General features: G+C 46.5%; 20 protein-coding genes and 1 pseudogene. 17 read left to right on the forward strand and 4 right to left on the reverse strand.

Going from position 1 to position 21011, the window contains the following annotated elements:
* Positions 1 to 64: 64 nt before the first annotated feature.
* From BLS14_RS05995 to BLS14_RS06020, 6 genes are all read left to right on the forward strand, one after another.
* The gene (locus BLS14_RS05995; protein WP_090950057.1) at positions 65 to 1198 is read left to right on the forward strand and encodes an ABC transporter ATP-binding protein; all 1134 of its coding nucleotides are present in this window, start codon (positions 65 to 67) and stop codon (positions 1196 to 1198) included.
* Positions 1195 to 2112 carry an ABC transporter permease gene (locus tag BLS14_RS06000; RefSeq protein WP_090950060.1) on the forward strand — a complete coding sequence of 306 codons (918 nt, stop codon included), beginning with the start codon at positions 1195 to 1197 and terminating at the stop codon, positions 2110 to 2112. Before BLS14_RS05995 ends, BLS14_RS06000 begins: the two co-directional genes overlap by 4 nt.
* Positions 2105 to 2944, forward strand: a complete 840-nt coding sequence (locus tag BLS14_RS06005; protein WP_090950062.1) for an ABC transporter permease — start codon at positions 2105 to 2107, stop codon at positions 2942 to 2944. Before BLS14_RS06000 ends, BLS14_RS06005 begins: the two co-directional genes overlap by 8 nt.
* Positions 2941 to 4158 (forward strand): M24 family metallopeptidase, encoded by a 1218-nt coding sequence (locus BLS14_RS06010; protein ID WP_063563898.1) that lies wholly within the window; start codon positions 2941 to 2943, stop codon positions 4156 to 4158. The genes BLS14_RS06005 and BLS14_RS06010 overlap by 4 nt, the downstream gene beginning before the upstream one ends.
* A gap of 78 nt (positions 4159 to 4236) precedes the next feature.
* The gene (locus BLS14_RS06015) at positions 4237 to 5430 is read left to right on the forward strand and encodes an MFS transporter (RefSeq protein WP_063563982.1); all 1194 of its coding nucleotides are present in this window, start codon (positions 4237 to 4239) and stop codon (positions 5428 to 5430) included.
* A 162-nt stretch (positions 5431 to 5592) separates the two neighbouring features.
* The gene (locus BLS14_RS06020) at positions 5593 to 5943 is read left to right on the forward strand and encodes a hypothetical protein (protein ID WP_063563897.1); all 351 of its coding nucleotides are present in this window, start codon (positions 5593 to 5595) and stop codon (positions 5941 to 5943) included.
* A gap of 113 nt (positions 5944 to 6056) precedes the next feature.
* Here the strand turns inward: BLS14_RS06020 and BLS14_RS06025 are convergent, their stop codons facing one another.
* Positions 6057 to 6683 carry an FMN-dependent NADH-azoreductase gene (locus BLS14_RS06025; RefSeq protein ID WP_063563896.1) on the reverse strand — a complete coding sequence of 209 codons (627 nt, stop codon included), beginning with the start codon at positions 6681 to 6683 and terminating at the stop codon, positions 6057 to 6059.
* A 184-nt stretch (positions 6684 to 6867) separates the two neighbouring features.
* On the opposite strand from BLS14_RS06025, the gene BLS14_RS06030 reads away from it, so the two are divergent.
* The 6 genes from BLS14_RS06030 to BLS14_RS06055 all read left to right on the forward strand — a co-directional run bounded on the left by BLS14_RS06030 (position 6868) and on the right by BLS14_RS06055 (position 13782).
* Entirely contained in the window at positions 6868 to 7806 is a 939-nt protein-coding gene (locus tag BLS14_RS06030) for a sugar-binding transcriptional regulator (RefSeq protein ID WP_063563981.1), read from the forward strand.
* Between the two features lie 253 nt (positions 7807 to 8059).
* The gene (gene deoC, locus BLS14_RS06035; RefSeq protein ID WP_072733500.1) at positions 8060 to 8710 is read left to right on the forward strand and encodes a deoxyribose-phosphate aldolase; all 651 of its coding nucleotides are present in this window, start codon (positions 8060 to 8062) and stop codon (positions 8708 to 8710) included.
* A gap of 273 nt (positions 8711 to 8983) precedes the next feature.
* A complete protein-coding gene (locus BLS14_RS06040; RefSeq protein ID WP_053780590.1) occupies positions 8984 to 10174 on the forward strand; it encodes a NupC/NupG family nucleoside CNT transporter in 1191 nt (396 codons plus the stop codon).
* A gap of 31 nt (positions 10175 to 10205) precedes the next feature.
* Positions 10206 to 11384, forward strand: coding sequence for a phosphopentomutase (gene deoB, locus BLS14_RS06045; RefSeq protein ID WP_072732935.1), 1179 nt, complete (start codon positions 10206 to 10208; stop codon positions 11382 to 11384).
* Positions 11385 to 11530: 146 nt separating this feature from the next.
* Positions 11531 to 12238, forward strand: coding sequence for a purine-nucleoside phosphorylase (deoD, locus tag BLS14_RS06050; RefSeq protein ID WP_076288673.1), 708 nt, complete (start codon positions 11531 to 11533; stop codon positions 12236 to 12238).
* Positions 12239 to 12480: 242 nt separating this feature from the next.
* Positions 12481 to 13782, forward strand: a complete 1302-nt coding sequence (locus BLS14_RS06055; RefSeq protein ID WP_090950065.1) for a pyrimidine-nucleoside phosphorylase — start codon at positions 12481 to 12483, stop codon at positions 13780 to 13782.
* Between the two features lie 84 nt (positions 13783 to 13866).
* On the opposite strand, the gene BLS14_RS06060 is transcribed toward BLS14_RS06055, so the two are convergent.
* Positions 13867 to 14850, reverse strand: coding sequence for a TIGR03943 family putative permease subunit (locus BLS14_RS06060; RefSeq protein ID WP_090950068.1), 984 nt, complete (start codon positions 14848 to 14850; stop codon positions 13867 to 13869).
* 40 nt (positions 14851 to 14890) lie between these two features.
* A complete protein-coding gene (locus tag BLS14_RS06065; protein ID WP_090950070.1) occupies positions 14891 to 15925 on the reverse strand; it encodes a permease in 1035 nt (344 codons plus the stop codon).
* A 120-nt stretch (positions 15926 to 16045) separates the two neighbouring features.
* Between BLS14_RS06065 and BLS14_RS06070 the strand changes: the two are divergent.
* A pseudogene (locus BLS14_RS06070) lies at positions 16046 to 16945 on the forward strand (GTP-binding protein); the annotation flags it as partial.
* Between the two features lie 70 nt (positions 16946 to 17015).
* On the opposite strand, the gene BLS14_RS06075 reads toward BLS14_RS06070, so the two are convergent.
* Positions 17016 to 17864 carry a stalk domain-containing protein gene (locus BLS14_RS06075; RefSeq protein ID WP_072732938.1) on the reverse strand — a complete coding sequence of 283 codons (849 nt, stop codon included), beginning with the start codon at positions 17862 to 17864 and terminating at the stop codon, positions 17016 to 17018.
* Between the two features lie 173 nt (positions 17865 to 18037).
* On the opposite strand from BLS14_RS06075, the gene rpmG reads away from it, so the two are divergent.
* Genes rpmG through BLS14_RS06095 form a run of 4 tightly spaced genes read left to right on the forward strand, consistent with a single transcriptional unit; the run spans position 18038 to position 20849 of the window.
* Positions 18038 to 18187: a 50S ribosomal protein L33 gene (rpmG, locus tag BLS14_RS06080; protein WP_024631975.1), complete on the forward strand. Its 150-nt coding sequence runs from the start codon at positions 18038 to 18040 to the stop codon at positions 18185 to 18187.
* Between the two features lie 49 nt (positions 18188 to 18236).
* The gene (locus BLS14_RS06085) at positions 18237 to 18944 is read left to right on the forward strand and encodes a metal ABC transporter ATP-binding protein (protein WP_063563890.1); all 708 of its coding nucleotides are present in this window, start codon (positions 18237 to 18239) and stop codon (positions 18942 to 18944) included.
* A complete protein-coding gene (locus tag BLS14_RS06090; RefSeq protein WP_090950074.1) occupies positions 18890 to 19783 on the forward strand; it encodes a metal ABC transporter permease in 894 nt (297 codons plus the stop codon). Before BLS14_RS06085 ends, BLS14_RS06090 begins: the two co-directional genes overlap by 55 nt.
* Complete coding sequence (locus tag BLS14_RS06095) at positions 19770 to 20849, forward strand: metal ABC transporter substrate-binding protein (protein ID WP_090950076.1); 1080 nt, start codon at positions 19770 to 19772, stop codon at positions 20847 to 20849. Before BLS14_RS06090 ends, BLS14_RS06095 begins: the two co-directional genes overlap by 14 nt.
* Positions 20850 to 21011: the final 162 nt, after the last annotated feature.

Here is a 21011-nt window from a genome sequence, read left to right on the forward strand (position 1 = left end):
TTTTCAGACAAACCACGATAACGGGTTCTATTTCGAACCCGTTATGGACGGGAGGGAAACAGAGATGAGCAGTGAACAAGAACTCATTTCCATTGAAACAAGAGAAGTCACAAAGACCTACGGAGAGCGAGCAGCGGTTAACCATGTGTCACTACAGGTGAAGAAGGGAGAATTCGTTTCCCTGTTAGGTCCGAGTGGCTGTGGCAAAACAACACTGCTGCGGATGCTTGGCGGACTTGAGCAGCCGGATCAGGGGTGCATTATGCTAGGAGGTCGGGATGTAACCGGCATCCCGGCCTACGGACGCAACAGCAACATGATTTTTCAGCAGCTTGCGCTATTCCCACATATGGACGTATTCAACAACATCGCCTATGGGCTAAAGGTGAAGAAGTTACCGAAAGCCGATATCAGGAAGCAGGTACACGAAATGCTTGAGCTGGTACAGCTCGGAGATTATGGCAGACGAGCTGTTTCCCAGTTATCCGGGGGGCAGGCTCAACGCGTAGCCATTGCTCGCGCGTTAATCAACAGACCCGAAGTTTTGCTGCTCGATGAGCCACTTTCCGCACTGGATATGCAGCTGCGTCTGGATATGCAGCGCGAACTGAAACGCATACAACGAGAGTTCGGCGGTACGTTCATCTTTGTAACGCATGATCAGAATGAAGCCATGAACATGTCAGATCGGATCGGCGTCATGCGCGCTGGCAAGCTGCTGCAATATGCTACGCCTGATGAAATCTATGAAAGACCGGCAGACAGCTTCGTGGCCAAGTTCATCGGCGATACCAATCTTCTGGCAACAACGGTGCTTGGACAGGATACGAATGTAATCCGGGTTGAATGCTTCGGGTATTCGCTGCTGGTGAAGACAAATGAGAACACCCCGTTTGCCCTAATAGGTGACCGGCACTCGTTGTCCATTCGCAACGAATATATTCGACTTGGAGAGGATGCGAACCCTTGCCTGAACAAACTGGATGGACGTGTCATAGAAGCAGTGTATGGCGGGGCAAATATTCGTTACACGATCCAGATTGCTGAGGGGTTTCTGGTTCAGGCCAGTGTACTGCATCAGCGAGGAGCCTCACGTTTTAGCCCGGGGGAGCCAATCCAGATTGGCTTTGATCCGGAGGACGCGCTCTTGTTATCCGAACCTTTGCTGCTTAATCCGGTACAGGAGGAAGGGATATGAATCGGGTTACGGATCGGATCGTGAATCTGTATTCATCCAAAAACCGCCGGTGGATTACCCAGTTGCTTCTTCTGCTACCCGCTCTGACCCTGATGGGCATCGTGTATCTGGGTGGTCTGCTCATCTTTGGCAGGTACAGCTTTGATATCTATGAAAATGGCAAGCTCATCCGGGGCTGGGAGTGGGATGCTTATCGTGCTTTTCTGTCCGATCCGTACTATTGGAAGCTGATAGGCACCACATTTCGCGTTGCCTTCAAGGTCACGCTATGGAGCCTGCTGCTTGCATACCCGCTAGCTTATTGTATTGCCGGCCTGAAGAAACCGGGCATGAAGCAATTGTTGCTGCTGCTTACGTTTCTTCCGCTGCTGGTCAGCGCGGTTGTTCGATCCTATGGCTGGCAGCTGCTGCTATCCAAACAGGGGTTCATGAACTGGCTGTTTATACGGCTTGGAATCACGGATGAAGGCTTCAGTATGATATATAACGAGACTGGTGTTGTTGTCGCTCTTGTTCATATTTTTCTGCCGTTCATGGTTTTTCCGATCCTGAATGTATTGTCGCAAAGTGACGCTTCGCTAAAAGCGGCTGCACAGGATCTGGGAGCAGGAAGCTGGCGGACATTCCTCACGATTACCCTGCCTTTATCAGCGAGAGGTATTGCTAGCGGGGTACAGATTGTATTCACGCTATGCCTCACGGCCTTTACAACGCCCCAACTGATTGGCGGAGGCAGAGTCATGACACTGCCGGTATTTATTTACCAGCGAACACTGGATACCAACTGGCCGATGGCTGCGGTAGCAAGTATATTCTTGCTCGTTTCTTCCATCATCGTTTCACTTTTGGTCAATAAAGGAGCCGAAACGCTGATGTTCCGTCGTTCCCGGAAGGGAGAGCAGGCTTATGGTTAAGTCGAAAAGCTTCACTAAATTGCTGCTCTATATATTTGCAGGGGCTGTAGCAGTTTATTTACTGTTGCCACTGCTCATGATCCTATTGACATCAGTAGGTTCCGGATCGGCCAGTAAATTCCCGCCGGAAGGTCTTACCCTGAAGTGGTATGCGAATCTGGGAGAGCAGACTCAATTTCTCGTTGCATTCAAGAACAGTCTGATTGCCTCCACTGGAGCGGTATTGCTGGCGCTGATTACCGGAACACTTGCGGCGCTGGCTATCGTACATTACCCTTTCCCGGGTGCTGGCATCTTAAGAGCCTTTTTTGTATCCCCAATGGTTATGCCGAAAATTACGCTTGGTATTGCGTATCTAATTTTGTTCTCCAAAATGCATATTGCAGGCGGATTGTTCGCTCTTATTTTGGGTGAAGCGGTCATCGTGCTTCCATTCGTGCTAACGCTTGTAGGCAGTGCATTGGCCAACCTGCAGCCCGCACACCGAGAGGCGGCAGCAGACCTTGGAGCAGGGCCACTGCGTATCTTTTTTACAATCACATTGCCACAGCTTAGACTATCTCTGCTCCTTTCAGGGTCAATCGCATTTGTCTTCACTTTTGATCAGGTAGAGGCTGCACTACTGCTGCTTCGTCAGGACAGCTACACCCTGCCAATACAACTGTTTCTTTATATGGAAAAGTGGCAGGACCCGACGATCGCTGTTGTATCTGTCGTACTTATCGCTTTTGCACTGGCCTTGTTCATGATCATCAAGCTGGTACTGCGCTCAGTACCTGGACTTGAGAGTTTGTTTGGGGGCAGGAAAAACAAAAGGAGGTCTGAATCATGAACAATTCAAATCATATATCCCACAGCTCGGGTCTCAACCGGGACCGGGCGGAGGACGTAATGAAAACTCAGGGACTTCGTGCCTTGATCGCAACAACTCCGGAAAATATTCACTATGTCATCGGCTCCCAGCTACGCGCAAGCAACTGGACAATGCAGATTTACGCCATTCTACCTGCCGACCGATCCGCTCGGCCATGTATCGTCATTCCGACGAATCGTTTGGGCGTTGTGGCCCAATTCGGTATCACTGGAGTAGATATATTTGCCTACAGTGACTTCTTCGTGGAAGGCTCGATCGAAGGCAAACCTTCTACGGATGACATTGATCTGTTCTACTCTCTGCTACAAACGACAGTCATTCATCCAGGGCCGATAGAAGCGCTTAAAGCTGCACTGAAACAACTCGACATCGAGAATCAACCGATTGGAATCGATGAGATGCGAATCGCTCCTGAACTTTTGGCACGGATCACGGAGGATGCGCCTCAAGGAGCAGTTGTTCACGCGTACAAGCTATTTCGCCAAATCCGCTTGGTTAAGACGCCTTTCGAAATCGAGCAGCTCCGACAGGCTGCCCAAGTCAATGAACGGATTGAGCAAGAGCTGATTGATCTGATCGCAGCCGGTGTTCATGAGAAGCAGCTTGCCGACCATTATCGGCTATCTGTGATGAAAGCAGGTGGGACTCCTGCAATGACTGCGGTAGGAGCGGGTCCGCGCAGTGCGCTGCCGCTCATCGAAAATTATTTTCATACCATCGAGTCAGGCGATCAGATCCGCTTTGATCTGTGCTTGCAACTGGAAGGATACTGGGGAGATACAGGGCGTACCGTTGTGGCAGGAGAGCCAACTCCCTGGATGAAAAAACATTTTAATGCAGTAAAAAGTGGATGGGAGACGGCACTTGAAACCGTACGCCCTGGCGTCAAGGCTTCCGACGTCTTTCATGCGGCTGTGTCTCGCGTGCAACGTGAGGGAATTCCGCATTACCGACGTCAGCATGTTGGTCATGCCATTGGCTTGGAACTGTATGACGACATGACCCTCTCTTCCGGCGACCAGCGCATACTGGAGCCCGGCATGGTGCTGTGTGTAGAGGTACCTTATTATGAGCTCGGCGCTGGTGGCTTCCAAATCGAGGACACGGTTGTTGTAACTCCAGATGGATATGAGTTTTTGACTCATATGGAGCGTAAACTGTTCATCAAATAACGATTAATGGAAGGCTTCAGCCAAGCGATCAGTCAGCAGCCGATCATGGAGCTTTCCTACCGAGAAAGTTGGAATATCATGATTCAGCAGGGAACTAAGACGTTTCGTAACATTAGCCTTGCGCTGTTTGCCGGAGGTTTTGTAACTTTTGCGTTACTTTACAGCCTCCAGCCCCTGATGCCCGAGATTAGCGAGGCATTTGCGATCTCGCCTGCACATTCCAGTCTTACCCTCTCAGTTACGACGATTGCCATGGCACTGACCATGTTGTTTATCGGTTCCTTATCTGATTCATTGGGAAGACGATTTATTATGACAGCAGCTTTAGTTGTTTCATCTATTATTGCTATGATTAGCGCGTTTAGCCCTGGATTTACCGAGTTGCTTCTACTTCGAATTCTCCAGGGAGTTGCACTTGCCGGGCTGCCCGCGACAGCCATGACATATCTGTCTGAAGAGATTGAGCCTACCAGTCTAGGGTATGCCATGGGCCTCTATATCAGCGGAAATTCGATCGGGGGTATGGCTGGTCGTTTTATCAGCGGCGTGATCACAGACTGGTTCAGTTGGCGTGCTGCAATTGGTTTTATCGGTATTCTTGGCCTATGTGCGGCTGTTATTTTCTGGCTTGTCATCCCGCCATCCCGCCATTTTGTCAAAGCGACTCCTGGATTCAAAAAGATCATTCCGCTTTTGTGGTCACAGTGTCGGAATCCACGTCTACTTTGCCTATATGGATTGGGATTTCTTCTGATGGGGGGCTTCGTGACGTTATTCAACTACATTGGATTTGAATTGACAGGAGAACCTTATCATCTTAGCCAGTCCATCGTCGGTAGCCTTTTTGTCGTGTACCTTATGGGTACGTTGAGCAGTACCTGGATGGGCAGGCTTGCAGATCGGTATGGAAGATCGAATGTCCTTGGAATCGCGCTAGGTATTATACTGGCCGGTGCAGTCTGTACCATTCACCCCGAACTTTGGGTCAAAATAATTGGACTTGCCCTGTTTGCCTTTGGTTTCTTTGGCGGACATTCCATCGCCAGCAGCTGGGTTGGACTCGTGGCGGATCAGCATAAATCCCAGGCCAATGCCTTGTATTTGTTTTTCTACTACGTGGGATCAAGTGTCAGCGGAACTGGAGGGGGACTACTTTACAGCCATCTGGGTTGGATTGGCATTGTGAGCATGATTGGTCTGTATGTGGTAATCGGCTTTATATTGTGTCGGTTGCTTATAGAAAGGGTACAAGAACATAAGCTTACTTTTTAGCTAAACATAGATCGAAAGTTCGGTAATAAGAAGCACTCATTTTGACCCATAATCACCCAATAGTCCCTAATACAATAACTAACTTTTTTCGACAAGTATTGCATATCCCGAAATACCGAGTATAATACTGGGTAAATAGATGCAAAGGGGATGCAATAAACGATGAAAACACATGCTGAACTGAACTCACTTCTTGTTGACGATTATCTGGATCTCCTGAACATAGCGAAACAGCTAGGTGATGAGGAGTGGAAAGAGGCCATTCTGCAAGCATTGAAAGAAGAAGTGGATGCTAATCATCATCTGGATTCAACCGAGGTTAGACAGGATCTTTGGAGTCAATTTGAAGGTATTAACGAACAGATGCATGATCTGTTAATGCAACTAAAAAATGCCGAGGGTCCCGAAGAGAAAGAACAGATTATTGAAGCCATTTGGGGACTGAAAGTGGACCGCCATGCCATTACTCGCAAACTTGAAACCATGAGCCGTGCCAGCGCTGGACATCAATAAAGCTCTAACGTTTATTATAAAATAATAAAAACCCGCATGCCGCCCTATGGAATTAATAATTCATGGGTTGGCATGCGGGTTTTGTGTTTGTTGCTGTATTTGTTTAGTAAGGGTTAAAACTGTTTAGCGAGTGTACGTGCCTCTTCAATGGCTTGCTGTTTGATCTCATCTGCCCGTTCCTTATATTGGTTATGTCCTTCCACAAAAATGCCTTCAAGCTTCGGAACACCCAGGAAAGACATGATAATGCTCAGGTAACGATGACCAGATTCCATCTGAGCCGCAGGCCCTTCGGAATAAATGCCGCCACGAGCCTGAATATGCAGTGCCTTTTTGTTGGAAAGCAATCCAACCGGGCCTTGTTCCGTATAACGGAACGTTTTACCAGCCACGCAGATGGAGTCGATATAAGCCTTCATAATTGGAGGAAAAGAGAAGTTCCACATCGGTGTCACAAAAACATATTTGTCAGCAGAGGCGAATTGATCCGATAATTCATTCAAACGTTGAACCTTAGCCTTTTCTTCAGAAGTCAATTCGCTGCCGGATTGAAGTTTCCCCCAACCACTGAATACATCTGCATCAATATGAGGAATATCCGAGCGATACAAATCCAGATGAATAACCTCATCCGAGGAATGGCTTTCACGATATGCATCCACAAACGCTTTACCTGCAGCCATGCTGAAGGAAGTTTCATGATCATGAGGATGGGCAGTAATATACAATAATGTAGACATACGGTTCTTCCTCTCTATGATGTTTTTTGCCAAAAAGGGCCCACATTAATAAGCGACCGATGTAGTATGCATCGTTTATAACGTTTTATACCTGGATAGTGACCTGGTACTCAATCATGTATAATACAATGGTGTAAGGTGAATCGAACGATAATAGGAATGAGTGAGATGAGCGCATATGGGAATGGATCTGGAGAAGCAACGATTAAGCATTGAAGCAGCGAAATTGTATTATCAGTCGGATTACAGCCAGCAGGATATTGCGGTCAGGCTGGGCGTGTCACGTCCAACGGTATCTCGGTTACTTCAGTATGCGAAAGATCGCGGTTACGTTCGCATTGAAATTATGGACCCGCTGGAGGATATCGACATTATCGCCGGGGAACTCAAGGCCAAGTATAATCTGGATACTGCGCTTGTATGTTTTGCCCCGTTGAAGAGTGATGAAGAAATTTTGAAACATATTAGCAAAAGAGCAGCAGATTACTTACAAGATACGGTGCAAGATGCGGACATTATTGGGGTAACCTGGGGGACAACCATGAACGCCGTAGCCCGTCAGCTTCGTCCCAAGCAAGTCAAAGGCGTGGAAGTGGTTCAACTTAAGGGAGGCGTAAGTCATTCCCACGTGAATACGTATGCGGCAGAAATTGTTCATTTATTTGCGGAAGCTTTCCATACGGTTCCCCGATATTTGCCTTTGCCCGTGATCTTCGATAACATTGAAGTCAAAAAAATGGTAGAAGCAGACCGACATATTGGCAGGATCGTGGAGCTTGGCCGACAGGCGAATATTGCCATGTTTACCGTAGGTACAGTGAAGGAAGATGCACTTTTGTTCAGACTGGGGTACTTTAATGATGAAGAACAGCAATTGCTGATGCATTCAGGTGCAGGTGACATTTGTTCACGTTTTTTTGACGCCGAGGGCCGCTTGATCAGTGATGAGATTAACAACAGAACCGTCGGAATTGACCTGGCCGAGCTGCGAAATAAGGAAAAATCGATTCTCGTGGCCGGGGGAAAACGTAAAATAGAAGCCATTCATGCTGCGCTCAAAGGTCATTACGCCAACATTTTGGTAACAGATCAATACACAGCTCAGGCTTTGCTCCGATTATAATTCAATGGATGACAACATCTGCCACGCGACATGGGCGGATGTTTTGCTTTCTTAGACAGAAGCTATACTGTACGATTTCATCTTGGTGAGGGAAGCCTTTAGTTTAATGAAGTTTCCATGGAATGTGTTTAAATTTCAAGGTTGAACAAAAGTTCATATTGATTTTTACATATGTTCATGTTAGGGTAGGGATATAGAAAATAACTAGTTCAGATAAGGGGAGATTGAATTGACTACACCACAATTAGCCAAAATGATAGATCATACCTTGCTTCGTGCAGATGCAACACAAAGTGAAATGGCCAAATTGACCGAAGAAGCGAAACAATATCAATTTGCTTCTGTATGTGTTAACCCAGGCTGGGTTGCTTATGCTGCTGAACAACTTCAAGGTACTGGCGTAGATATTTGTACCGTTATTGGTTTTCCTCTGGGAGCTTCCACTTCCGAGACCAAAGCATTCGAAACTAAAGACGCGATTGCTAAAGGTGCTACTGAAGTGGACATGGTCATCAACATTAGTGCTTTGAAAGACGGCAAAGATGAGTTTGTGGAACAGGATATTCGTGCAGTTGTTGAAGCAGCAGCGGGTAAAGCTTTGGTGAAAGTCATTATTGAAACTTGTCTGTTGACGGATGAAGAGAAAGTACGTGCATGTCAGGCAGCAGTAAAAGCTGGAGCTGATTTTGTCAAAACGTCCACAGGTTTCTCTACGGGTGGAGCAACACCAGAAGACATCGCTTTGATGCGTCGTACCGTAGGTCCAGATGTAGGCGTTAAAGCTTCCGGCGGCGTGCGTAGTCTGGAAGACATGCAAAAAATGATCGATGCAGGAGCAACTCGGATTGGCGCAAGTTCCGGTGTGAAAATCATGCAAGGCGAACAATCTACATCTAATTATTAAATCGTGAGTAACTTAGCTCGATAAATTCAACTAGATGGAATGCTTGGATGCTTTAAAAGGGTTTAACTTGTTCTTCATATCTATAAATGGATGTGGAGAACAAGTTTTAAAGCTGATCCAAATTTTCTATATTTTTAATTAAAACAGAATCATAAAAAACCGAATTTATTGTAAGCGCTTCAACCGTTTTCTGAAAGGTTAATTCATCACATATATGGGAAACCTTTGAGCTGAATGATCATCCGGCTTAACTACCTTCAAAGGAGAGATAGAATGAAATTCCTAATTGCCCTTCTTGGTATACTTGTTGTCTTTGGACTAGCTTATCTGGTCAGCAACGGTAAGAAGAAGATCCGATATCGTCCACTAATTATCATGATTGTTTTGCAAGTTATATTGGGATACGCATTGTTGAACACAGAAATCGGGACGTTTTTGATTGGCGGTTTCGCGACTGTATTTGAAAGTTTGCTTGGCTATGCAAATGACGGTATCTCATTTGTATTCGGTGGCTTGACTACCGTTGGTGCAGACAGTGGGGGCGCGCCGTTTTTCCTCAGTGTATTGATGCCGATCGTCGTCATCTCAGCGCTCATTGGGATATTGCAGTATATCCGAATCTTACCTTTTGTTATAAAATATATTGGTCTGGTATTAAGCAAAGTCAACGGAATGGGCAAACTGGAATCATATAACGCGGTTGCTTCGGCTGTATTGGGGCAATCTGAAGTGTTCATTTCTGTGAAAAAACAAATTGGGTTGCTGCCGAAACATCGGCTGTACACCTTGTGTGCCTCGGCGATGTCCACGGTATCGATGTCGATTGTCGGTGCCTATATGTCCATGATTGATCCGAAATATGTGGTTACGGCACTTGTGCTGAATCTGTTTGGCGGTTTTATCATTGCTTCCATCGTGAATCCTTATGAGGTTTCCGAGGAAGAAGATATATTGGAAGTACAGGAAGAGGAAAAACAATCCTTCTTCGAAATGTTGGGCGAGTACATTTTGGATGGTTTCAAAGTTGCCATCGTCGTAGCAGCAATGTTAATCGGTTTTGTTGCTTTGATCGCACTGGTTAACGGGATCTTCAGTGCAGTGCTCGGCATTTCGTTCCAGGAACTGCTTGGTTATGTGTTTGCACCATTTGCTTTCATTATGGGTGTTCCGTGGAAAGAAGCGATTCAAGCGGGAAGTATTATGGCTACCAAAATGGTATCCAACGAATTCGTTGCCATGCTTGATCTGACCAAACAGACTACATTGTCTGCCAGAACAACAGGTATCGTATCCGTCTTCCTCGTATCGTTCGCCAACTTCTCCTCGATCGGTATTATTGCCGGTGCGGTGAAGGGACTTCATGAGAAACAAGGTAATGTGGTGGCCCGCTTCGGTCTGAAACTGCTTTACGGTGCATCGCTTGTCAGCGTGCTGTCTGCGATCATCGCCGGACTGTTCTTGTAAAAGCCGGATTATTGGAAGGAGTGCTTAAGTTATGTCAACATTCAAAAGAGTACATCTGATCGTTATGGATTCAGTGGGAATTGGTGAAGCGCCGGATGCAGCGGAATTCGATGATTTCGATGTCGACACCTTTGGTCACATTGCACGTGAACGCGGAGGATTGAAGATGCCGCATATGGCCAGTCTTGGACTGTCCAATATTAAGGAAATTGAAGGTGTGCCTGTAGCGGATGCACCAAAAGCCTTTTACACCAAGATGCAGGAAGCATCCAGAGGAAAAGACACCATGACGGGTCACTGGGAACTGATGGGTCTTTACATTGATACCCCATTCCGCGTGTTCGCAGACGGATTCCCGGATGAGTTGATTCAACGCATTGAGGAAAAAACAGGCCGTAAAGTGATCGGTAACAAACCGGCCAGCGGCACGGAAATTCTGGATGAGCTGGGTGCAGAGCATGTTGAAACTGGCGCACTCATCGTATACACATCCGCGGATTCGGTTTTGCAAATTGCAGCCCATGAGGATGTTGTTCCACTGAAAGAACTGTATGAAATCTGTGAGTTCTGCCGTGAAATTACACTTGAAGATCCGTATATGCTGGGCCGCATTATTGCACGTCCATTTGTAGGTGAAGCGGGTGACTGGAAGCGTACAGCTAACCGTCATGATTACGCGCTCAAACCTTTTGGCCGTACCGTGATGAATGAACTTAAAGATGGTGGATTTGACGTGATTGCTTTGGGTAAAATCGCAGATATCTACGATGGCGAAGGTGTAACCAAGTCTGTACGTACCGTCTCCAACATGGATGGCATGGACAAACTGTCCGAAACGATGGATGAGGCGTTCACTGGACTCAGCTTCCTGAACCTGGTTGACTTCGATGCCCTGTTCGGTCACCGTCGTGATCCACAAGGTTATGCTCAAGCACTTGAAGAGTATGATGCTCGTCTGCCAGAGATCTTCAGCAAAATGACAGACGATGATCTGCTGCTCATTACAGCTGACCATGGTAATGACCCAACTTACCGCGGAACGGACCATACACGTGAGTATGTGCCACTGCTTGTGTATTCTCCACGCTTCAGTGGGGGCAAAAAGCTTGAACTGCGCAGTACGTTTGCGGATGTTGGAGCAACAGTAGCTGAGAACTTCGGAGTGAAACTGCCTGAATATGGCACAAGCTTCCTGAAGGATTTGAAATAGTCAACATTTTTATCTTTAACTGAACTTGGGGAAAGCTGTTATTTTCTTGAAGCATAAAGTTGGACAGGATAACCACGGGGACAGCTTCGGCTGTTCCGGTTCCTGGCCTTCATTCAATCATATGGATAACTGGAGGAGATTTAATCATGAGTACACATATTGGAGCTAAACCCGGAGATATCGCAGAAACAATCCTTTTGCCAGGAGATCCATTGCGTGCAAAATTTATTGCAGATACGTACCTTGAAGATGTCGTTTGTTACAATGAAGTTCGAGGAATGCTCGGATTCACGGGTACATATCAAGGACACCGTATCTCAGTGCAAGGCTCGGGCATGGGGATTCCATCGTTCAGCATCTATGCCAACGAACTGATCAGCGAATACGGTGTAAAAAACCTGATTCGTGTTGGAACTTGCGGAGGTATGCAAGAACATGTACGTGTTCGTGATGTTATCCTTGCTCAAGCTTCATGTACCGATTCCAGCATGAACAAGCTCGTATTTGGTGGATATGACTTCTCCCCGATCGCGTCGTTCTCCCTGCTGAAAGAAGCCTATGACCGCGCAACTGCCAAAGGCATGAAAATTCACGTCGGTAACGTATTCAGCTCGGATTCCTTCTATCGTGACGATCGTTCCGTGACTGAGAAATTGATGCAGCACGGCGTACTGGGCGTTGAGATGGAAACAACTGCACTGTACACACTCGCAGCCAAATTTGGCGTAAATGCACTCACGATCCTGACTGTAAGTGACCACTTGCTGACAGGTGAAGAGACTTCCGCCGAAGAGCGCCAAAAAACGTTCAACGACATGATGGTCGTAGCACTGGAAACAGCAATTACGCTGTAAAAATCACTTAATTTATCAGTATCAATTGATTTTAATCGAAACTTTTGTTCCACGAGCGTAGTGGAGGAACCGGAATCGATTCTGTAGAAGCGAAGCGTTCGCCTTTGTCTCCAGGTTTTCTCCATTACAAAATGGATAAAAAAAACTTGGAGACAACAGCGATCGAAAGAACGATCCGGGTCCGTAACGGACTAACAACAAAGTGTTCTATACAAATCACCCACAACGAAGGAGAGATCATCATGAGAATGGTAGACATTATTGCTAAGAAACGCGACGGAAAAGAACTGACAACAGCTGAGATTGATTTTGTTGTTCAAGGATACACACAAGGCGAAATCCCGGATTATCAAGTCAGCGCTTGGGCGATGGCTGTATTCTTCAAGGATATGACTGATAAGGAACGCGCAGATTTGACCATGTCCATGGTGAACTCGGGCGAGACCATTGATCTGTCCGCAATCGAAGGTATCAAGGTAGACAAGCACTCCACAGGAGGCGTTGGCGATACTACAACGCTGGTACTGGCACCGCTTGTTGCTGCTCTGGATGTTCCAGTTGCCAAAATGTCCGGACGTGGATTGGGTCACACTGGTGGTACAACGGACAAACTGGAATCTGTTGCAGGTTTCCACGTCGAGTTGGAGAAAGAAGAGTTCATCCGCCTCGTTAACGAACATAAAGTTGCCGTTATCGGTCAAAGTGGCAACCTCACGCCGGCAGACAAAAAGCTCTATGCATTGCGTGACGTTACAGCTACCGTTAACTCCATCCCACTGATCGCAAGCTCCATCATGAGTAAGAAAATTGCAGCAGGTGCCGATGCGATCGTATTAGATGTCAAAACGGGTGCTGGTGCATTCATGAAGACAACAGAAGATGCGAAAGAACTGGCACATGCCATGGTAAGCATCGGTAACAATGTAGGACGTAAAACAATGGCTGTCATTTCCGATATGTCCCAACCACTGGGCCTCGCTATCGGTAACGCGCTTGAAGTGAAAGAAGCCATTCTTACGCTGCAAGGTAAAGGACCGAAGGATCTGGAAGAACTCTGTCTGGCGCTTGGACGTCAAATGGTATTCCTTGCTGGTAAAGCAGACTCCCTGGAGCATGCTGAGGAGAAATTGAAAGAAGTGATCCAGAACGGTAAAGCGCTGGAGAAATTCAAGGACTTCCTGGCAAATCAAGGCGGAGACGCTTCAGTTGTAGATCACCCAGATCGCTTGCCACAAGCGAAATATCTGGTTGAAGTACCAGCGGATAAAGACGGATATGTAGCTGGTATCGTCGCTGACGAAATCGGTACTGCAGCAATGCTGCTCGGCGCAGGCCGTGCAACAAAAGAGTCCGAGATCGATCTTGCTGTGGGCTTGATGCTCAACAAAAAAGTGGGTGACGAAGTTAAAGCTGGTGAATCACTCGTAACCATCCATGCGAATCGTGAAGACGTAGCAGACGTAATCGCGAAGATCAAAGAGAACATTACTATTGCAGATCATGCAGATGCTCCTGTATTGGTGCATGATATCGTAACTGAATAATATATCAGGTAAACAAGGTTAACCTGATGCCGGAATAAAATTTAAAGCCCCGAAGTTATGCATTCCATAGCTTCGGGGCTTTTCTTATTTATTTTGCAATTCACCATACGTCACAACTGAATCTGCACTGGTATAAATGTATGGGGTAGATGGCTGATCGACCGGAGTTACCTTCGTCGCCCGAATCTCAATGGTGTCCTCACCATTCACTTGAGCAGAACCAATGGTGCCATCGATTTGTACCCAGCTGTCTGTAGGATAGCTGTCTGCATTCGGGACATGAATCATTACGCCAAAGGGTGCCGCGTCTGCTGGGCAGCACATCACGAGAAATCGCCCTAATGCAAAATGAGATTCATGCTCCATACTTTTGTCTCGATATACAAACCCGGTAAGGCTGATAGCCTTGCCTGCAAATTGTCGTTGGAACATATCGATCGAACCTAATGTCTCGGAGAAAATTTCAGGATATACCTTTATGACTGATTCCGCATATAACTTCTCTGCCAGTTCGGCAAATTCACGACTGTACTCATCCGGGGGAACGAATTGTACTTTCGTGGCAGGCACAGATGATTCAGCATTTGCAGTTTTTTTGGATAGATCTTTAATGTCCAGTTCTACTGTATCAGGTAAGGGTTCTTTTCGACGAATTTCCGGAGGTCCATAGGTTAGGGACATGCCTTTTTGACTGGCCATAGAACTGCCTAGTGCCTGATCCGGCAAAAGAAAACCAAGTACTAATGGAATGGCAATCAATCCATACATCAGCGAGCTGCGTCCCCATCCTGAAGGAGGCGGATGCTCACAGTCGCAATGGAGCTGGCTATTACCGAATAGTCCGTGCCAGGCCATGATGGCGGCAATGAACAAAAAGGGAACAGGGCAGCAGAGTAGCAATCGCTGCATCGTCGGCGCCAAGTAATAATGAAGAGAATCCGTTGTATTCAAATGAATGATGTATACGGCGAGCCCGCCGATCCACAGCGCACGAATCAGGTTATGCCACTGGATAGGGTGAGATTTGGTAACCGGAGCTTTGGTCACTGTATAACCAGGATGGTTCATGTAATCACCTCTTTTGATCAGATAATACATTCATACATGCTCATGCCAAAAGTTTAATCAACCACGATCCCGCGAAAACCAACGCAATAATCACCAGGCTCAAGCCAATAACAAACCGGGTGCGGAAGGTGGAAAGCAGCATCAATGTGCTTTTGAAATCAAGCATTGGACCGAGAACGAGAAAGGATAATAGCGGCCCTAACGCAAACGTGTGAGAGAAGGCTGAGGCTACGAACGCATCGGATGTCGAACAGAGAGACAATACATACGCAAAACCCATCATGAAAGCATAGGAGGCAACAGGCCCGTTACCCAGAGAAATGAGATCACTGCGGCTGATAAAGGTTTGAATGCAGGCTGTTATTAGAGCACCAATCACCAAATATTTGCTCATATCAACAAATTCGTCACCCGCATGGATGAAAAAGCTGCGCCAGTTTTTATCGTGCACGTGATCATGATCGGTAGAATGGGAATGAGGCTGTGCCATTTTAAATCCGGGATGTGTCTTGACCTCCGTCACTGTAGCCTTCGGTTTACGCAATGGATTCTGGCGGACGAACATATACACCAGACCACCGATCGCAGCTGCTACAGCAAAGGCCAGTCCCATACGGGCGATCGTAATTTCGGGATGGGAAGGAAAAGCGAGCAGGGTCGCGGTAAAGACAATTGGATTTACTACAGGGCCGCTAAGAATAAAGGTCACCGCGATATAGGGGGGCATGCCTTTATGCATCAACCGTCGAACGACCGGAATCATGCCACATTCGCAGATGGGGAAAACGATTCCCAGCAGACCCGCTACCAGCACGCCTCCGACGGGGTTCTTAGGCGTTAGTTTGCGAATCATTTCCTCAGATACAAACCATTGCATTAGCGAAGATAACAGCACCCCTATGAGCAGAAATGGAGCGGCTTCGAGGAAAATGCTGATGAATACTGTTTTCATATTTTGTAAGGCTTCACTGTTCCATGCTCCTTTCAGATTGGGAGCCATCGTAATCAACACGGGAACAAGAAATGCACAGGGAATCAGGAATGACAGGAGCTTAAGATTGGCTGCCATTTTCATGGGATAAACCTCCAGAACCGGGACTTTGGTAAAATATATGCTTGTACCGTCCCCATCATACTCGTTCGCAGTAATTAATCAACATTTTTACGATTTACATATCTGGACCTTAAAAACTTGTTATTGATTGAATCGACAGGTATTGGAGAGCCAGTCCCCGTTGCCCAAACATTTACGTATATCGATGAAGAGCTGGGGATCGATTTAACGAAATTTACGCGGCTCGATACGATGGTGACGGTAGTGGATGCTGCCCAGTTCTGGCGTGACTTCAATTCCAAAGAAACGTTGAAGGATCGGGGGCAAGAAGCCGGGGATGATGATGTACGGGGAATCGTTCATCTGCTGACGGATCAGGTTGAATTCTGTGATGTGCTGATTTTGAACAAGTGTGATCTGGTATCGGAAGATGAATTACTCAAACTTGAGAAAGCACTACACGCGATGCAGCCGGAAGCCCGACTTATTCGCACCACACATGGACAGATTGACCCAAGGGAGATATTGAATACCGGACGGTTTGATTTTGAAAAAGCAAGCCAGTCTGCGGGCTGGATCCGCGAATTAATGAAGGAAGAGCACACACCTGAGACAGAGGAGTATGGCATTCACTCATTTGTGTACCACCGGAAACGTCCGTTTCATCCGGAGCGTTTGCTGCGTTGGATTGCGAAATGGCCTGATAGTATTGTGCGTTCCAAAGGTTTAATGTGGCTGGCTACACGTAACCATATGGCGATATCGTTCAGTCATGCGGGAACATCCAAGCAGTTGGGACCAGCCGGGTTGTGGGTAGGCGCGATGAGTGACAAAGAGCGACAAATGCATTTTGGTGATACTCTTCCGCCTATTCCGGATTGGGATGAGCAGTGGGGCGATCGGGTTACGAAACTGGTGTTTATCGGGATAGACATGGACCGAGCGGAGATCGAACGGACGTTAGATGAGACACTCCTTACCAACGAAGAGATGCAACTGAACTGGCGAGAACTGAAAGATCCATTTCCAGCGTGGAGTTGAAGTGAAAAGAAAAAGATCTTCAAGTTCAATGGTGCACCTGAAGATCAATGATTGTATTGGATTAAGGATTTTAGCTAAAGTACAAATCGCCAAGATAAAAATCGCCGTTGCCGCTTTTTTGCGGACTAAACACAAAGGAAAGATATACTCCAAAAGAACCCGTCCACCCTTGTGGATAATAAATGGCTTTGTAACTTTGACTTATTTTGGTTTTGTCATTCATTGAAATCACTTTAAAATCAGCTGATTTGATGTTAATCAATTGATCTGCATATTTGGTCAGTGTTTTTTTATCATTTGCTTCAATGAGACCTTTAACTTTAGTCTTGAATTTATCTTTTTGATACTGCTTGCCTCGATCAAAAAAGTCAATCTCGGCATTTTCAATGACTTTGTCATCTATGTATTTATCAAACTCACTAGTACTGCCCGTTTTAAGTGCTTTACCATACATTTTAATCAGTGTTAGAGATTCTTTTTGCAATTTGGCTATCATCTGAGCATCAGTTCCAGTCATCTTGATTGAGCCTGAAGTGCTCGAACTACTTGTTTTACTTGAATCTTCAGAACCTTTAGTACCTGTACTGCTGTTATTATTACTTGAACTACTAGACTTACCGCTACCTGAATTAGTAATACTTACAACTTTGTTGCTAACATTCAGAGATACGTTGGCTCCCAATGCTTCTGCTGTGGTACTTACAGGCAAGTAAACATCACCGTCATAAACTAATGCATTCAGTTTGTCTCCAGCTTCATTCTTGGGTGTCCAAGACAAACCGTTTACTTTAAAGCTAATGTTGCTGTCGAGTGCTGCTTCAATATCCTGAATTCCGTTTGAAGCTGCCACACCCAGGGCACCGAAAGCCAAACTGCATGCTACCAATGACCCAATAAAAGTTGATTTTTTGATCTTCATCTAGTTCCTCCGTAGGTAAATTATAATGATACCAAAGCAGTATATCATATGAAATTGTAATGTGCATACAAAATTTTACTTTAGTAGGTGAGGGGTTGACAAACATAAAAGCATGGGCTAAACTCATTAAATAGTAATTATTACGATTAAATAGATCAAAGGAGGCCATATCCATGAGAGTCATTGTAACCTTAGCCTGCACCGAGTGCGGAGATCGCAACTATACAACAACCAAGAACAAGCGTAACCATCCGGAACGGATCGAATTGAAGAAGTATTCACCACGATTAAAGAAAATGACCATTCACCGGGAAACAAGATAATTTTTTTTGTCATTTTTAAATCGTAATATTTACGAAAAGAGGAAAAGCCATGATTCTATCTTCCATGCGTGATGTGGTATTCGGATACGGCAAAGAGCCAGTCATTGACCAACTGTCGCTGGATATCCATGTAGGGGAGTTTGTCGGCATTACAGGACCGAATGGTTCTGCGAAGACAACCATGCTGAAATTGCTGCTGGGGCTGTTACAGCCCTGGAGCGGCACGGTACATATGAATGTGCAGTCCGTACGTGGCAGTAAGCTGAACATCGGATATGTACCTCAACAGGTAGCATCATTCAACAGTGGATTTCCCAGTACGGTGATCGAACTGGTGCGATCCGGATGTTACCGCAAACTCGGCTTGTTCCGCAGATTCACATCCGAGCAGGAAGCCATTGTGGAACGCAGCTTGCGGGAAGTCGGCATGTGGGAATATCGCAACGCCCGGGTTGGAGAACTATCTGGTGGACAAAAGCAGCGAATCTGCATTGCCAGAGCCTTGGCAGGCCAGCCGCAGGTACTCGTGCTGGATGAGCCGACTACAGGCATGGACCGGCGCAGCCGTGAAGGATTCTATGATCTGATGCGCCATTATGCAGACGTTCATGCACTGACCATTATTATGGTCACCCACGGATTAGAAGAGATGGGCAACCGGTTGGACCGGACGATTACCCTGGAGCGGCAAGAAAGTGAGGAATGGCAGTGTTTGAATACGAATTCATGCAGCGTGCTTTCTGGGCAGGCGGACTGATCGGAGTCATTGCTCCAGTTTTAGGAGTCTATCTGATGCTGCGACGGCAGGTGCTAATGGCGGATACGTTGTCCCATGTTTCATTGGCAGGGGTTGCCCTTGGTTCTGTGATGAACCTAGATCCGGTGATCAGTGGATTTGCGATTGCGATTATCGGCGCATTGCTGGTGGAACAACTCCGGCGAAATTACCTGACATATAGCGAGGTGCCTGTAGCGATCATTATGACGTCGGGTCTGGCCCTTGCTGTGGTGCTCATGAGTCTGAAAACCAATCTGTCCAAGACATTCAGCTCTTACCTGTTCGGTTCCATCGTTGCCGTTAGTGATATGCAGTTATGGATTATGGCGGCTGTGTGCGTCATCGGACTGATTTTTTTCATCGTACTCAGAAGGCCACTGTACAATTTAACGTTTGATGAAGAGACAGCTTCCATTGGAGGCATTCAGGTAAAAGGATTATCCTTTGCATTTGCCATTCTGACAGGAATGACTGTTGCTTCAGCCATGCCGATTGTCGGCGTATTGCTTGTGTCTGCTTTAATTGTACTGCCCGCTGCCCTGGCACTGAGATTGTCACGCAGCTTTGCAGCAGCGATCTTTATTGCTGTCGTCACCGGATTAATTGGTATTTTTAGCGGACTGACAACCTCTTACCATCTAAACACACCACCGGGAGGAACGATTGCTCTCATCCTGTTGGTCTTTCTATTGATTGGCATATCAGCACAAAAGCTGATTGGACGATATAACCGTAAACGTCATCGTAAAGAGAGAAAACAACAACGTGCAACTCTATTCATACATTCAAGGGAGAATACGCCACATGAAATTCAATAAAAAATCAGCTCTTGCACTATTATTCAGTCTTACACTTATCGTAGCCGGTTGTGGACAAAATCAGTCCGCTTCCGATTCCAGTACCAGCTCGGCTAACACGCCAGCACCTGCAGAGACCGAAGAGGCCAAACTGAACGTTGAAGTCAGCTTTTATCCAATGTATGAATTCACCAAAAATGTAGCGGGTGATCTGGCTAATGTTCATACACTCGTTCCTGCGGGTATGGAGCCACATGATTGGGAGCCGACACCACAGGATATTGCGAGCATCGAAAAAGCGGATGTGCTTGTCTATAATGGGGCGGGAATGGAATCCTGGATCGATCAAGTTACGGGTAGTCTGAGCAATGCCAAACTCATTCAAGTGGAAGCGAGTCATGGGATCGATCTGCTGGAAGGATCGGAAGAAGAGGAGCATGATCACGAACATGCCGATACAACCGACACGCATGACCATGCGGATGAAGCCACAACTGAGGAGCATGACCACGATCATGACGCTGAAGCAGAAGAAGGACATACACATGATCATGATCACGGTGGACTTGATCCCCATGTTTGGCTGTCACCTGCACTTGCCGTGAAGGAAGTACGAAATATCGAGGCTGGACTCGCACAGGCTGCACCTGAACATGCGGAGCAATTCAAGCAAAATGCCGACGCCTATGTTGCCAAACTGGAGGCACTGGATCAGGATTTCAAGGCAGCTGTAGCAGACAGCAAACGTAAAGATTTCATCACACAGCATGCTGCGTTCGGTTATCTTGCAAAGGAATACGGTCTGCAGCAAGTACCGATTGCCGGTCTGTCTCCTGAACAAGAGCCTTCCGCAGCGCAAATGGCATCCGTTATTGATTTTGCCAAGGAGCATCAGGTGAAGACGATTTTCTTCGAAACGTTGGTTTCATCCAAAGTATCAGAGACTATCGCCAACGAAGTAGGAGCCAAAACAGCTGTATTGAACCCGATTGAAGGGTTGACGGAAGAGGAGATCGCTACAGGAATGGATTACATCGGCGTAATGCGGCAGAATTTGGAGGCACTGAAACTGGCACTGAATGAATAGCGGTTTTGCTACTTTAACAAGTTGAATTTACGAAAAAAGAGAACCCATTTGATGCCCGTCATCGAAAAAGGTACAATAATACAACATGCTGAGGAATGGCACAGCCATTCCTTTGCCTTTGGCCACGCAGAGAGCACAGGGATGTGCTCTTTTCGTTGTTCA

The organism is Paenibacillus sp. OK060, from assembly GCF_900101205.1.
Taxonomy (GTDB): Bacteria; Bacillota; Bacilli; order Paenibacillales; family Paenibacillaceae; genus Paenibacillus; species Paenibacillus marchantiae.

What these genes read in the sequence shown, in the direction of transcription:
- BLS14_RS06055 (WP_090950065.1), top strand. Translation starts at nt 12,481, where the DNA reads ATGAGAATGGTAGACATTATTGCTAAGAAACGCGACGGAAAAGAACTG.
- BLS14_RS05995 (WP_090950057.1), top strand. Translation starts at nt 65, where the DNA reads ATGAGCAGTGAACAAGAACTCATTTCCATTGAAACAAGAGAAGTCACA.
- BLS14_RS06025 (WP_063563896.1), bottom strand. Translation starts at nt 6,683, where the DNA reads ATGTCTACATTATTGTATATTACTGCCCATCCTCATGATCATGAAACT.
- deoC (WP_072733500.1), top strand. Translation starts at nt 8,060, where the DNA reads ATGATAGATCATACCTTGCTTCGTGCAGATGCAACACAAAGTGAAATG.
- BLS14_RS06060 (WP_090950068.1), bottom strand. Translation starts at nt 14,850, where the DNA reads ATGAACCATCCTGGTTATACAGTGACCAAAGCTCCGGTTACCAAATCT.
- BLS14_RS06065 (WP_090950070.1), bottom strand. Translation starts at nt 15,925, where the DNA reads ATGAAAATGGCAGCCAATCTTAAGCTCCTGTCATTCCTGATTCCCTGT.
- BLS14_RS06075 (WP_072732938.1), bottom strand. Translation starts at nt 17,864, where the DNA reads ATGAAGATCAAAAAATCAACTTTTATTGGGTCATTGGTAGCATGCAGT.
- BLS14_RS06000 (WP_090950060.1), top strand. Translation starts at nt 1,195, where the DNA reads ATGAATCGGGTTACGGATCGGATCGTGAATCTGTATTCATCCAAAAAC.
- BLS14_RS06095 (WP_090950076.1), top strand. Translation starts at nt 19,770, where the DNA reads ATGAAATTCAATAAAAAATCAGCTCTTGCACTATTATTCAGTCTTACA.
- rpmG (WP_024631975.1), top strand. Translation starts at nt 18,038, where the DNA reads ATGAGAGTCATTGTAACCTTAGCCTGCACCGAGTGCGGAGATCGCAAC.
- deoB (WP_072732935.1), top strand. Translation starts at nt 10,206, where the DNA reads ATGTCAACATTCAAAAGAGTACATCTGATCGTTATGGATTCAGTGGGA.
- BLS14_RS06040 (WP_053780590.1), top strand. Translation starts at nt 8,984, where the DNA reads ATGAAATTCCTAATTGCCCTTCTTGGTATACTTGTTGTCTTTGGACTA.
- BLS14_RS06015 (WP_063563982.1), top strand. Translation starts at nt 4,237, where the DNA reads ATGATTCAGCAGGGAACTAAGACGTTTCGTAACATTAGCCTTGCGCTG.
- deoD (WP_076288673.1), top strand. Translation starts at nt 11,531, where the DNA reads ATGAGTACACATATTGGAGCTAAACCCGGAGATATCGCAGAAACAATC.
- BLS14_RS06085 (WP_063563890.1), top strand. Translation starts at nt 18,237, where the DNA reads ATGATTCTATCTTCCATGCGTGATGTGGTATTCGGATACGGCAAAGAG.
- BLS14_RS06020 (WP_063563897.1), top strand. Translation starts at nt 5,593, where the DNA reads ATGAAAACACATGCTGAACTGAACTCACTTCTTGTTGACGATTATCTG.
- BLS14_RS06030 (WP_063563981.1), top strand. Translation starts at nt 6,868, where the DNA reads ATGGATCTGGAGAAGCAACGATTAAGCATTGAAGCAGCGAAATTGTAT.
- BLS14_RS06005 (WP_090950062.1), top strand. Translation starts at nt 2,105, where the DNA reads ATGGTTAAGTCGAAAAGCTTCACTAAATTGCTGCTCTATATATTTGCA.
- BLS14_RS06090 (WP_090950074.1), top strand. Translation starts at nt 18,890, where the DNA reads ATGGCAGTGTTTGAATACGAATTCATGCAGCGTGCTTTCTGGGCAGGC.
- BLS14_RS06010 (WP_063563898.1), top strand. Translation starts at nt 2,941, where the DNA reads ATGAACAATTCAAATCATATATCCCACAGCTCGGGTCTCAACCGGGAC.